Source organism: Acidobacteriota bacterium, from assembly GCA_026707545.1.
In the GTDB taxonomy this organism is placed as follows: Bacteria; Acidobacteriota; Thermoanaerobaculia; order Multivoradales; family Multivoraceae; genus Multivorans.
Window position 1 is genome coordinate 1 of sequence record JAPOWR010000001.1, and the last position, 13,099, is coordinate 13,099.

A 13,099-nucleotide genomic window follows, 5' to 3' on the forward strand; every position below is an offset into this window, starting at 1 on the left:
CGACATCGTCCTTCAGTCCGGCGACATCGTTCTTGAGCAGGCCGACATCGTCCTTCAGCCCGGCGACGTCGTCCTTCGTGGCGCCCTGTTGTTCGCGTTGGCTGATCACGTCGGCTAGCAGCCTGGCCTGACGGGCGTCGAAGCCAACTTCTTCAAACCGTAGCTGCACCTCTCGGGGCTCGAGCGACAAGTCTATTCTCTCCATACCGACCAAGACGGATTGTGGAGCAGAAACCGAGGTTGCCCGGTGCCGGCGCGACCGCTAGAACTCGAACTCCAGCAGCACCTCCACGCTCTGACCCTCCGCGGTGACGGTGAACCGGTTCATTCCGAGGCGGAAGTGCTCCGCCAGTTCCTGGAAGTCGACTTCACCCATTCCGTCGACGATGGAGATTCCGATCCATCGGATCGTCTGGCCGTTGACCTCGGTGACGTGGGCCTCGTTGGTATCGGCCGCCAGTCCCGTGAACAGGAGCGGCAGGCTGACGAGCCGAACCTCGGGGTCGATGCTGTCATACGGGATGCTGACTTCGAATCCGGGGATGTCGGAGCGGAGAACCGGGAGATCCCGGGGCGTCACGACGTCTACCTCCGCGGGGGCGGCGGTCTGCGCGTCGAAGATGACGCCGCGGCTCAGGTGCGCCTGCTTGCCCTTGATGAGGATGAAAGGCCAGGCGATGACCTTGGCCAGGACAGCGGCGGTAACGAAGCGGCCCCTGCCGGAGCGGTCATAGCCGCCTGCCAGGCGGATCGATGAGTCGTCCACCGCAGCGACGGTGTTGGCTTCGACCTCGAGCCGGCCCCGGATGCCGGCGATCTTGGCCCGCCGGGCCTTGCTGACTTCGGACCAGACCACGGTGCCCGCTTCGATGACGACGCGGCCGTCGATCACGACATCCTCGGCGACCCTGGCGCGGACGCGGTCTCCCAGGCGGACGAAGTTGCTTGACTTCTTCTTTGTCGAGAGGCTCTCGTCGAGGACGCAGTAGACGGTCGTTCCGGCCGGAATCCGCACCCTTTCGGCGATTCCGGCGGCTGGCAGAGCGGTCAGCAGGACGGCAGCGACCGCCGCCCTGAAGAGACGGGTTTGGCGCACGGATGAGACCTCCCGGGTCATGAGCGTTGGCAGTGAGATCTACGCCGCCGGGCGGCCCGCGGTTTCAGTGCTCGCCGTCGAATCCGGGATCCACTCGTACCGGCTGCGGCTTGGTGCCGGTCCGCTCCTGCGATACCGTGACGCCTTCGCGCATGAGCTTGATCGTCTGGTCCTGGCTGTTCCTGGTCGTCTATCTGGGCGGCATGCTGGCCTTCGGCGTGATCGGCCGGAACCGGGTTCAAGGCGCCGACGACTTCGCGACGGCCCGGGCGGCCTACGGGCCTTTCTTCCTCGCCCTCGCCTTCGCCGCAACGACCGCGAGCGGCGCGACATTCCTTGGCTTCCCGGGGCTTGCCTACGAGCACGGCACCGCGGCGCTGCTGTCGGCGGTGCTGTACCCGGCCGGCGTGTATCTGGGCGTGCTGATCTGCATGCGGTTGGTGGCGAACGTAGGCGACCGGTTCGGTTCGCGTTCGATTCCGGAGTTCCTGGGAGACCGGTACCAGTCGGACGGCATCCGCGTGATCGTGACCGTGGCGTCCCTGCTCCTCTTCTTCTACCTCGCCGGCCAGCTCCTGTCGGGCCTGGTCATGTTCGAGACGATGCTCGGCCTGTCGCCGGCCTGGGCGCTCGGGATCACGGCCGTCGTGCTGATGATCTACGTGTCGCTTGGTGGCGCCCACGCGGACATCCTCACCGACGGCGTCCAGGGCTTCCTCATGCTGCTGATCGGCGTCCTCGTCATCCTCCTGTTCCTCTTCGGCGCCGGCCTCGACGGCGGCTTCGGCTCGGTCATCTCGAGCATCCGGGGCCAGGACCCGAACCAGGTGGGCTGGATCAACCGCTCTACGCCCCTCTACCACTCCTGGTGGTCGCAGATGGCGGTTCTCCTGGCCCATATCCCGCTCGGGCTGTTGCCTCACATCGGGAACAAGATCTGGGCTCTCAAGACCGGCCGGTCGCGTTTCACCTTCCTGCGCTTCGCTTCCGTGTTCGGCGTCACGCTGGGCATGCTCGGTCTCGGCGGCGCCCTGGCCCGGGCAGTGCTGGGCGGCCGTCTCTACGAGGAAGGGTCGAATCCGAACGAGGCCCTGCCGGCTCTGTTCATCGAGCTCTTCCCGGCCTGGCTGGCGGCGCTGATCGGCGTCGGCATCCTGTCCGCTGTCATGTCGACGGCGGACGGACTGGTCGTGTCCTCGTCGCAGATCGTCGCGAACGATCTCTACCGGCGGACGATCGCGCCTCGCTTCCATTCGCACTTGAGCGACGAGCAGCTCGACCGGCGGGTGCTGCTCATCAGCCGCTGGGCGACGGTGGGCGTCATGGTCGTCTGCGTGACGATGGCCTGGATGCTGATGGACATGAACATCGCCATCCTGGTCTGGACGGGGAACGGCGGCATGATGGCGGCGTTCGCGGGCCCGCTCGTACTCGGCGCGCTCTGGAGCGGCGTGACGCGCACCGGCGCGTACACGGGGCTGATCGTGGGCTTGAGCTCCTTCCTGATCCTGCACACCGGCGTCATCGATCCGTCCTGGTTCGAGGGCAGCTTCCTGCACCCGGTGTTCTCCTGGCTGCATGGGGAAGCGCCGAACCCGACCTCGTGCGCGGCGCTGGCCGGACTGTTCGCGATGGGTTGCACGGCGGCCGTGTCGTTGGCGACGAAGCCGCTGCCCGAGGCCCATGTCGGGTCGCTCTTCCGGCGCGTCGAGGCGACGGACTAGGTCATGCCGAGGATTGCGGAGGAGGCGATGGATGTCCTGTTCCGGGACGCCCGCAGCCAGAACAGGTGGTTGCCGCGGGAGGTGCCGCGGGAGACCCTTCAGGAGCTCCACGACCTGATGAAGTGGGGGCCGACGAGCGCGAACTGCTGGCCGCAGCGGGTCGTCTTCACCGTGAGCGATGAAGCGAAAGAGCGGCTGGCTTCGATCGCCATGCCGGGCAACCAGGACAAGATCCGGCAGGCGCCAGCGACCGCGATCCTCGGCTACGACCTGGCGTTCTTCGACAGGATGGACGTGCTCTTCGCCCACAACCCGGGCATGGCCAAGATGTTCCGCAACAACGCGGAGCTGGCGGAGGTGACGGCGTTTCGCAACGCCACGCTGCAGGGGGCCTACTTCATGCTGGCCGCTCGCTCGCTCGGCCTCGACTGCGGCCCGATGTCGGGGTTCGACAACGCGAAGTGCGACGACTTGTTCTTCCCCGGCACGACCGTGCGCTCGAACTTCCTGTGCTCGATCGGCTACGGTGATCCCGAAGGACTCTTCGGGCGGCTGCCGCGGCCGGAGTTCGAGGAGGTCTGCCGCGTCGAGTAGGTCAACGCCGCCAGAAGGCGGGCAGGAGAAGCGCGGTCACGGCCACGATCTCCAGGCGGCCGAGCCACATCAGGACGATCAGCAGCAGCTTCTCCCAGCCCGCGAAGAAGGCGTAGTCGAGTGACGGACCGGCGGCTCCCATCGCCGGGCCCACGTTCGAAAGGCAGGCGAGGGAAGTCGACAGGGAGGTCACCATGTCGTTGCCCGCGATCGCGAGGGTGGCGGCGACGCCCAGCCACAGGAAGGCGAAGAGCGTCATGAAACCTCCCAGGCTTCGTGCGACCTGATCGCTGATCGTGCGTTCACCCACGCGCAGGGCGAGCACGCGGCGCGGGTTGAAGATCAACTGGACTTCGCGGAGCGCCATCTTCAGCGTGATCACGAACCTGCCGACCTTGACGCCGCCCGCGGTCGAGCCGGCGCAGCCGCCGACGAACATGGCCAGCAGCAGCAGGGTGCGGGACGTATCGCTCCAGGAGTCGTAGTCCCGGGTCGTGTAGCCGGTCGTCGTCATCAGGGAAACCGAGTTGAAGGCAGCCTCACGTAGTGCCTCCAGGAAGGGCAGATCGGTGCTGCGCCAGCGATCCAGCGTGACGAGCGCCACCAGCACCGCGGCGATCGACGTGTAGGCGCGAAACTCGGTGTCGCGGTAGAGCTGGCTGGGCCGGAAACGCACCGCGAACATCAGGGAGAAGTTGATCCCGGCGATCAGCATGAAAGCGATGATCGTCCACTCGATGAAGGCCGAGTTGAAGGCGCCCACGCTGGCGTTCAAGGGCGCGAAACCGCCGATTGAGACGGTGGTGAAGGCGTAACAGAAGGCCTCGTACTGGCTGGCGCCGCCGGCGAGCAGCAGCAGGATGAGGGCAATCGTGAGGCCGACGTAGATCTGCCAGAGCACGGTCGCCGTCTTCTGCACCTGGGGCTGCATGATGTCCTGCGTCGGCCCGGGTACCTCCAACCGGTAGAGCAGACGGGCGCCGGGTCCCAGGCTCGGGAACAGGGCGACGAACAGGAGCAGGATTCCCATGCCGCCGAGCCACTGGGTGAGGCTCCGCCAGAGCAGGATGCTGGCGCTCAGTTGTTCGATGTCGGTCAGGATCGAGGCGCCGGTCGTCGTGATGCCCGAGGCGGACTCGAACAGGGCCGCGATCGGATCGGTGATCTCGCCGCTCAGCAGGTAGGGAAGTGCGCCGAAGAAGGAGGCCAGGATGTAGGCGCCGACCACGACCAGGATCGCCTCGCGCCGGTAGATCTTCTCGTGCGGTTTGCCCCACCAGTGAGCCGCTATGCCGGCCGCCGCGCACGCCAGGAGCGATCCTCCGAGCGCCGCGGCGGGTCGTTCCTCGCCGTGCCAGAGCGCGAAGAAGAAGGGGATCAACTGCGCGCCGGCGAGCAGCAGCAGAAGCCGCCCGACCAGACCGGAAACGGCTCGCAGGTTCATGGGGCGGGTTTGGCGGCCTTAGGGCGCCGGAGCCGCCGGCAGGTCAGGCAGTGCGAGGGCCAGCAGCTCGCCCTGGAACTCCTTGCCGCTGATCGCCATCACGACGTACTGGCGGCCTTCGTGGAGATAGGTCATCGGCGCTCCGCTCACGCCGGCTGGCAGTTCCGTTTCCCAGAGGACCTCCCCGGTCATCTTGTCGTAGGCGCGGAACTTGCGGCTGCCGGCGGCCTCGGGCTGGACGATCATCGCGTCGGAGCCGTCGGCCAGGAAGACCAGGGTCTTCGTGACCAGGGCGGAAACGCGGCCCTGCTGGCCGAGTGGCGGGAGGTCGAGGTGCGCGAGTGCGGGGTGGTCGCGCGGTCCGTCGCCGTTCGGAACCATCCACAGGTGTTCGCCGGTGTCGAGATCGATCGCGGTCAGGCGGCCATAGGGCGGCTTCGTGATCGGCAGGCCATTCGGCAGGGTGGCCCACTCGTAGCCGTCGGCCTCGCTCAGGTCGACCCGGTAGCGCACGTTGGAGCGCGCAGGGTCGGGTGGCGGCCGCAGGCCCAGGATCGCTGGCACGGTGACCGAGGGCAGGTAGAGCACGTTCGTCTCCGGATCGAGGGCCGCACCGTTCCAGTTCGTACCGCCAACCGCCCCGGGCACCTGGATCGTCGGTTTGGCGCCAGGACCTTCGATCAGCGTTGGTGGTTGAAAGATCGGGCCGATCCGGTACTCCGAAACGTACTCGAGCGCCATCGCCCGCAACTCCGGGGTGAAGTCGATCAGGTCGTCTATGGCCAAACCCTGGAGGTCGTACGGAAGCGGCCACGTCGGATGCGGCTGGGTCGGCCAGGCCTGTTCTCCGGGAACCTCGGACGGCGGTACCGGCAAATCGACGATCGGCCAGACCGGATCGCCGGTCTCCCGGTCGAAGACGTACAGGAACGCCTGCTTGGAGGGCTGCGCCAGCGCCTTGATCGGCTTGCCGTCGACAACGATGTCGGCGAGCACGGGAGCGGCCGGGAAGTCGTAGTCCCAGAGTCCGTGGTGCACGGCCTGAAAGTGCCAGAGACGCTCGCCGGTCTCGGTGTCGAGAGCGAGGATCGACTCGCCGAACAGGCCCATGCCCGGGCGGTGGCCGCCGTACCAGTCGTTGCTCGGGGTGCTGGTCGCGGCATAGGCGATGCCAAGTTCCTGGTCGCAACTGATCCAGGTCCAGACGTTCGCGGCGCCAGCCTCGGCGGCTTCCGGACTGTCCCAGGTGTCGAAGCCGAATTCGTCCGGCTCCGGGATGATGTTGAATCGCCAGAGGAGGTCGCCGGAACGTGCGTCGTAGCCGCGGATCATCCCGGGCGGGTTCTTGCGCCTCGACCAGGCGTCGGACGTCGACTCTCCGAGCACGATCACATCGCGGCAGACCACGGGCGCAGAAGTCCAGAAGTACTGCCGGCGGCGGATGCCCTCTCCCGCGTCCAGCATGTCGATCCGGCCTTCGTCGCCGAAGTCCTGGTCCAGGGCGCCGGTTTCGGCGTCGAGCGCGGTCAGGCGGCCGTTGCCGTTGAAGAAGAGGCGCCGTCTCTCCCCGTCATTCCAGGTGACGCCGCCGCGAACGGAGAGCCGCCCCAAGTTCCTTGGCTCTTCGTCCTCGAAGGGGTCATAGGTCCACAGGATCTCGCCGCTGGCGGGATCGAGCGCGGCCGCCCCGATGCCGGTGGCGACCAGGACCCGGCCGTCGCGCATCATCGGCGTGTTCTGGAACACCGTCGGCGGGAGGACGCCCCGGTGGCGCGCGGCGAGACCGTAGTCGATCGACTTCCATCGCCAGGCGACCTCGAGCCGGTGGACGTTGGTTCGGTCGATCTGGTCGAGCGGCGAGTACTTGCTGCTCCGGCTGTCGGCGGCGTAGTTGTGCCACTCGCCGACCGGTTGGGCCGCGGCAGTGCTGGTTGAAGCCGGCCGCGGAACCTGGGCTGTCTGAGCCTGAACCGCGGCTCCAAGTCCTAACGTGCTGACGGCAACGGCGCTGAGGTACCGGCGGATCCTGGAACCGCGGATCATTCCGGCTCGATGCCGTCGGGATCGCTCTGCTCTTCGCCAGAGGGAGCCGTCTCTTCGCCGCTCTTCTTCTCGTCTTCCGAGGCCCCCGGGATGTTCCTTCCGGCTTCCAGGGCCTCCTTGATCTCGTTGAAGCCTGGGGGGAGACTCTGATTGGCGAGCGCCTCGCTGAGCGACTCCTGCCAGGTCAGGCGCTTCCCGGGTGTGCCGTCGGGGTTCGGCTTTGGATCCAGCCACTCCAGGGAGTACAGGAAGCCATCCATCCTGGACACGGTGTCCTTGTACATCTTGTTCTTCTCGTCGCCCTCACCGCGCCCATGGTTGAAGAAGCCGTGCGCCTTGTCGTGGTAACTGACGAAGTCGCATCGCGCCTTGTGAGACCGCAGACCGAGGCAGAAGTCGTGGGCTGTGCTGTGGGGCACGGTCTGGTCGGCGGTGCCATGAAACATGATGGTTGGAGGCAGACCGGTGCGGAGGTGGTGGTACGGAGACATCGACTCGGCCGGCGCGCCGAGACGTTCGGCAAGTGCTTCGAGCCGTTCGCTCGCCTCGTCCGTGAGCTCGGGACCGCCTTCGACCGGCGCCAGAACGGTCGCTGGATTGAACAGAACCAGGGCGTTGGGGACCGGGCTCACGCCGTCGGGATCGGGATCGTGGCCCGGCAATGTGGCGGTAGCCGCGGCCAGATGGCCGCCTGCCGATCCACCGCCGGCGGCGATCCGATCGGGATCGATGCCGAGCCGGTCCGCGTTGGTGCGCAGCCAGCGGACGGCGCTCTTGGCGTCCTTGACGCACTCATCCGCCGTCACTCCGTGGCGGCTGGCCACCCGGTAGTCGGCCGCAGCCGCGACCATGCCGCGGTCGGCGAGGTATCGGCAGTGTGGAAGGAACTGCTGAGGCGAGCCCGCGCGCCAGCCTCCACCGAAGAAGAAGACGATCGCGGGTCTGCTGTCCTCAGCCGAGTGGCCCTCGGGGTTACACAGATAGATCTTCAGTTCGACATCGCCGACGGTGCGGTAGACCTCCGGGGTCGTTCCCTCCATTTCGGGCGGATAGGGCCGTTGGGCCGCGACCGGAGCGGCAGCGGCCACAACCAGGAGGACGGCAAGGGAAAGCGACGCGCGCATGGACGGACGTCGGTTGGATCGGAGGAAGGTCGAACGGGTCATCGGCACCTCGTGAAGATCGGGAAGTCCGCGCCGGATTGTACCGGCCCGGGAGAGGGTTACCCGCCCGTCTCGATGGGTGTCTCAGCAGCCTCCCCGACGCTCTCGCCGGGTTCGCCGCGGATCCAGACCAGGCGGTACTCGTCGAGGGGCTGCAGCTCGGCTTCCAAGGCTTGCTGGATTCGCCTCGAGGAGCCCGGCCTGGCACTCATCGGCCCCCTCTCCAGGAAAGCGGAGACGCGCTGGTTGCTCCTGCAGGCGTCATCATCCTCGCGGCAGCCGAAGTCGTCGTTCTGGGTCTCGAGCAGGAAGACGAGCGGGTCGGGCGAAACGAACAGGCCGTCCAGGGTCCGGTAGGCGTTCCAGAGGTCGAGCGAGGGGATGCCGTAGCCGTTGCCGCCCTCCACGAACCCGACTGCTTCGGCCACCGCGCCGTCAGGTTTGACGGTGACGATGCCCGGGAACGGATCGAAGACCCGGCGCGACAACTCCTGCAGCGTGAAGGCGTCCCCATCTTTCAGTTCGAAGATCTCGACGAGCGGTTCACCCGCGTCCACGACCCTCTCGATCAGTTCGACCTCCAGGTCTCGGAGCCGAGAGAGGCTCTCCGAGCCGCGGCGGACGGGCGGTGGCGCTGCCGGCGGTGTCAATTGCCGCGGTTGTGAAATCAGTTGAGACTCCGGCAGTTCCTCGCCGTCCGCGGCCGCGAACAGCCCGCGCAGCGTCTCGAAGCGGCGGCCCGGGTTCTCGTCCATGTACTTCCACAGCACCGCGATCCGTCGCTGGTAGCGGGCAGCATCGGCCGCGAAGTTGCGGAAGCCGCGGTCGACGGTTGTCGACTCGCCCGCCGTCGCTCGCGTGCCGCCCGTGAACAGGAACGCCAGGGTGACGGTCTGCGGCGGCGGACGGCCCTGATCCGGCAGCCGTGGCTCGTTGTCCCGGACCTCGAAGACGGGCTGCATCGGAGTGTCGACAAAGAAGTCCTGGAGAGCGCCGTTCGGATCGGCCGCCAGCGCCCAGCGGCGGTAGGAGGTAAGTTCTCTTTCGGCCCGTTGCCACTCAGCGCCGTCGGCCAGCGGCTCGAAGATGCGGTCGAACCGGATGTGCCACGGGTCATGCTCGTTCATCAGCGCCTGGGTGCGGTCGTTCACCCGCCGCGCGACGAGGGAGTTTTCCTTCGGGATCATGTGGCGCCGGATGTCGACCTGAGCCTCGATTCGCACGTAGCCGGCTATGTCCACTGGCGTTGGCGCATCGGTTTCCGCGGCTGGCGCGTCCGCGGATTCCGGGAAGAACTCGAGCGTGAGCGTCTCGGAGACCGGATCGTCCGTGCAGGCCGGGAGGGCTGCCGTCAGGAGGACGACTATCAGCGGTAGAGCGCTGCGGCGAGAGGAACGGAGGGGCGTTCCGGTTCGGTGCATGGACCTAGTCTGCAACACGCGTAGGATCAGCGATCTTCCGGAGAACCGACTCTCGACGATGAACCTCTTCGCCCTACTCTACGAGCGTTTCGAGGAGGCGCTCGATTGTCCCGCGCTGGTGCTGTCCGGCGCCGCGAAAGGTGCAAGGGAACCGGCGTGGACGTACCGCGACCTGGATCGTGCTTCGGCCCGGTTCGCGGCGACGCTGCGCCTGCGCGGTGTCGAGCCCGGGGACCGGGTGCTGGTGCAGGTCCCGAAGTCGGTCGAGGCGGTGGCGCTCTACCTGGGGGTTCTGCGCTGCGGCGGAGTCTATGTACCGTTGAACACGGCCTACACCGAAAGGGAGGTGGCCTTCTTCGTGTCCGACGCGTCACCGCGGGTCGTTGTGCGTGACGCGACAGGTGTTGGCGTGGGGGACTCCGGTGCAGCGCCGCGCACTGTCGACATCGACGCGTTGTGGCGGGAGAGCAGGTCCTTCGATCCCGATCCGGCGATCGAACGCCGCGCCGACGACGATCTGGCGGCCATCTGCTACACGTCGGGCACGACCGGGCGTTCCAAGGGCGCGATGATCACGCATCGGAACCTGACCTCGAACGCACTGGCGCTGCACGAGATCTGGGGCTTCGAGCCCGGTGACGTGCTGCTGCACGCCTTGCCGATCTTCCATGTCCACGGACTGTTCGTGGCTCTCCACACGGCGTTCCTGAACGCCTCGAAGGTGCTCTTCCTGCCACAGTTCGATGCCGCGGACGTGCGCCGTTTGCTGCCCGAGGCGACGGTGCTGATGGGTGTGCCGACGTTCTACTCGCGGCTGCTGGCGGAGCCTGGTTTCAGAGCCGCGGACTGCGAGGGCTTCCGGTTGTTCGTCTCCGGCTCGGCGCCTTTGACGGAAGCCGTCTTCGGTGACTTCCAGGCCCGCACCGGTCACCGGATCCTGGAGCGCTACGGCATGACGGAGGCCGGCATGATCACCTCGAACCCGCTGTGTGGGGATCGGGTGGCGGGTACGGTCGGCTTTCCGCTGCCGGACGTCGAGGTTCGGGTCGTGGGGGAGGACGGCGCCGAGCTGCCTGCGGGCGAGGTCGGCACCCTGGAGATCCGCGGACCGAACCTCTTCGCCGGCTACTGGGGCCTGCCGGACAAGACGGCAGAGGAGATGCGCGGCGACGGCTTCTTTGTCACCGGCGACCTTGCGAGCCTCGACGGCGAGGGCCGCGTCACCCTGGTTGGTCGCGGCAAGGACCTGATCATCGCAGGCGGATTCAACGTCTATCCCAAGGAGGTCGAGGACCGGCTCGACGAAGTAGCGGGCGTAGCGGAATCGGCGGTGATCGGCGCGCCGCACGCCGACCTGGGCGAAGGCGTGGTCGCGGTGCTCGTCGCCGACGAGGCTCCGGTGGAAGACGATACGCTCCGCGCCGCGCTCGATGCGGGGCTCGCGCGCTACAAGCAGCCCCGCCGTTTCTACTGGGTCGGCGAACTGCCGCGCAACGCGATGGGGAAGGTGCAGAAGAACGTGCTGCGAGAACGATACCGCGACGCGTACGACGGATGAAGGAGAACGCTGAATGACGCAGACAGAGAAGAAGCTCGAAGGCAAGGTCGCCCTGGTCACCGGAGCGAGCCGCGGCATCGGCAAGGCGATCGCCGAGCTGTTCGCGGAGCACGGAGCGCGGGTCGCCTGCACGGCGCGGACGCTGTCGGAGGGCGGGCACTACCTCGGCGGCTCGCTCGAGACGACGATCGAGGAGATCCGGGCCGCTGGCGGCGATGCCACTGCGTTCGCCTGCGACGTCTCCGAGTACGAGAACTGCGAGCGCCTGGTCGACGAAGTGCGCGACGCGATCGGGCCGGTCGACGTGCTGATCAATAACGCCGCCCTGACCTACTTCATCCCGGTCGTCGACTTTCCGATCAACAAGTGGCACCGCTCGACCGCGGTCAACTTCCACGCGCCGTTCTATCTCTCGAAGCTCGTGCTGCCCGGGATGATCGAACGTGGCGCGGGCAGCATCGTCAACGTCTCCTCGGGCGCGGCGATCGGCCCCGGCCGCGGTCCCTACAAGGGGCCTCAGTTCGCGGGCGGCTCGCTCTACGGCGCCGAGAAGGCGGCCCTGGAGCGCTTCACCCAGGGCCTTGCTTCCGAGGTCTACGAGGACGGCGTCTCGGTGACCTGCTACAGCCCGTCCCAGATCGTGCCCACGCCGGGCGTCGTCCACCACCGACTGATGGAGGGACGCGACCCGAACGAGGCCGAAACCGTCGAGATCATGGCGCAGGCGGCCCTGCTGCTCGCCACCGAACCGATCGACCGGGTCACCGGCCGGGTCACCTACAGCCAGGCGATCCTGGAGGAGTTCGGCTGGATCGAGAAGGGGCGGGGACTCGGCACGGAGCGCCAGGGCTCCGGCTACAGCATGATCTAACCACTGGGTGCGCCGGCCGTTGCGCGGGCCTTCTGGCCCGCGATCCGGGCGATGCCGCGAAGCGGCGAGCCCGGGTTCAAGCCTCCTTCGCCCGCTACTCCGCGCCTTTCACCGGCTTGCCGGCGGCGATCCACTCCTTCTCGAGCTGCCTCGCCCCCCTGAGTTGGCCCAGCATCGAGTAGTTGCCCTCGTGGCAGGCGTACTCGTAGTTGTACTGGTCGGTCCTCGGCCAGGGCATCTCGCCGCCGAACGGCGCCGTGTACTCCTCGTCCTCGACCTCGAACTGGTAGAGCAGCGACTGGCCGTCGATCGGGCTGAAGCGTTCCGTGACCTTCATCGCGCCGCGCGGCACGCCGGCCGACGTTCGACCGTGGAACATCTGGGGCGCCGCTTCACGACGGAAGTTCGTCGTCTCGACGACCAGGGTGTCGCCCTCCCACCGGCCGATCGAGTCGCCGGAGTAGGACTGGTACGCCGCGGGCGAATGCTCCGCGTCGATCCTCACGACCCGCGTCCAGTGCATCCACTCGATGTGGATCATCAGGTAGTCGTCGGTCTGCACCAGGGTCTTCAGGTTGTTGTAGGAGATCGTGCGGATCGGGATCGAGGCGCCGGGCTGGTAGATGCAGCGGACGCCGAGGACCATCGTCTCCGGGCTGTCGAAGGGCGTGTCACCGGATTCCAGCCACCAGGCCGTGCCGTCGTCGTTCATCCAGATGAACCGCGGCAGTGCCCCGCGGTTCTTCTGGGCTTCCTCCGTCAGCGGTGGCATCCGGCCGTTCGGGGGGTGCGTCAGAATCGACGTGCGGTACTTGCCGTCGATCTGGAACATCGTGTGGCCCGGATCGAACCAAGCGTAGTTGTAGCTCTGCCGGTCGATGAAGGCGCCTTTCTCCGGCGGCGGCCGATCCGGCGCACTGGCGGCGTCGCCGTCCAGGACGCGCTGACGCTGGTTGGCTTCGACCTCGGCCGCCTCCTCGGGGCTGAGGACGAGTTCCTCGCCGCGCTCGGGCCGGCGCTCGAAGGGCGTCAACGAGCGGATGTCGTAGCGGCCGGTGAAGTCGGGCTTGCCGCTTGGGGTGCGGGGAATGTCGTCGTCGGAGGCCGTGGCGGCGCCGGCCCCCCATATGAGCAGCAGAGAAAGCAGCGCGAGGGTTTTTCGCATCTCGGTTCTCCTTGTTCGAC

11 protein-coding genes are annotated in these 13,099 nt (G+C 67.3%); 4 read left to right on the top strand and 7 right to left on the bottom strand.

Going from position 1 to position 13,099, the window contains the following annotated elements; all coding sequences use genetic code 11:
* On the bottom strand, positions 1–205 hold a 205-nt coding region (locus OXG83_00005), incomplete at its 3' end, for a hypothetical protein (GenBank protein MCY3963386.1).
* A 57-nt stretch (positions 206–262) separates the two neighbouring features.
* Positions 263–1,096, bottom strand: a complete 834-nt coding sequence (locus tag OXG83_00010) for a hypothetical protein (GenBank protein ID MCY3963387.1) — start codon at positions 1,094–1,096, stop codon at positions 263–265.
* 152 nt (positions 1,097–1,248) lie between these two features.
* On the opposite strand from OXG83_00010, the gene OXG83_00015 reads away from it, so the two are divergent.
* Positions 1,249–2,820: a sodium:solute symporter family protein gene (locus OXG83_00015; protein ID MCY3963388.1), complete on the top strand. Its 1,572-nt coding sequence runs from the start codon at positions 1,249–1,251 to the stop codon at positions 2,818–2,820.
* Between the two features lie 3 nt (positions 2,821–2,823).
* Positions 2,824–3,414 carry a malonic semialdehyde reductase gene (locus OXG83_00020; protein MCY3963389.1) on the top strand — a complete coding sequence of 197 codons (591 nt, stop codon included), beginning with the start codon at positions 2,824–2,826 and terminating at the stop codon, positions 3,412–3,414.
* Position 3,415: 1 nt separating this feature from the next.
* Here the strand turns inward: OXG83_00020 and OXG83_00025 are convergent, their stop codons facing one another.
* The 4 genes from OXG83_00025 to OXG83_00040 are packed head-to-tail and all read right to left on the bottom strand — an operon-like array spanning position 3,416 to position 9,485.
* Positions 3,416–4,858, bottom strand: coding sequence for a TrkH family potassium uptake protein (locus tag OXG83_00025; protein MCY3963390.1), 1,443 nt, complete (start codon positions 4,856–4,858; stop codon positions 3,416–3,418).
* An 18-nt stretch (positions 4,859–4,876) separates the two neighbouring features.
* Positions 4,877–6,901, bottom strand: a complete 2,025-nt coding sequence (locus OXG83_00030) for a PQQ-binding-like beta-propeller repeat protein (GenBank protein MCY3963391.1) — start codon at positions 6,899–6,901, stop codon at positions 4,877–4,879.
* Entirely contained in the window at positions 6,898–8,067 is a 1,170-nt protein-coding gene (locus OXG83_00035; protein ID MCY3963392.1) for an alpha/beta hydrolase, read from the bottom strand. The genes OXG83_00030 and OXG83_00035 overlap by 4 nt, the downstream gene beginning before the upstream one ends.
* A 56-nt stretch (positions 8,068–8,123) precedes the next feature.
* Positions 8,124–9,485: a hypothetical protein gene (locus tag OXG83_00040; protein MCY3963393.1), complete on the bottom strand. Its 1,362-nt coding sequence runs from the start codon at positions 9,483–9,485 to the stop codon at positions 8,124–8,126.
* A gap of 58 nt (positions 9,486–9,543) precedes the next feature.
* On the opposite strand from OXG83_00040, the gene OXG83_00045 reads away from it, so the two are divergent.
* Complete coding sequence (locus OXG83_00045) at positions 9,544–11,043, top strand: AMP-binding protein (GenBank protein MCY3963394.1); 1,500 nt, start codon at positions 9,544–9,546, stop codon at positions 11,041–11,043.
* A gap of 13 nt (positions 11,044–11,056) precedes the next feature.
* Positions 11,057–11,914 (top strand): SDR family NAD(P)-dependent oxidoreductase, encoded by an 858-nt coding sequence (locus OXG83_00050; protein MCY3963395.1) that lies wholly within the window; start codon positions 11,057–11,059, stop codon positions 11,912–11,914.
* A 94-nt stretch (positions 11,915–12,008) separates the two neighbouring features.
* Here the strand turns inward: OXG83_00050 and OXG83_00055 are convergent, their stop codons facing one another.
* Complete coding sequence (locus OXG83_00055) at positions 12,009–13,079, bottom strand: hypothetical protein (protein MCY3963396.1); 1,071 nt, start codon at positions 13,077–13,079, stop codon at positions 12,009–12,011.
* Between the last annotated feature and the right edge of the window lie 20 nt (positions 13,080–13,099).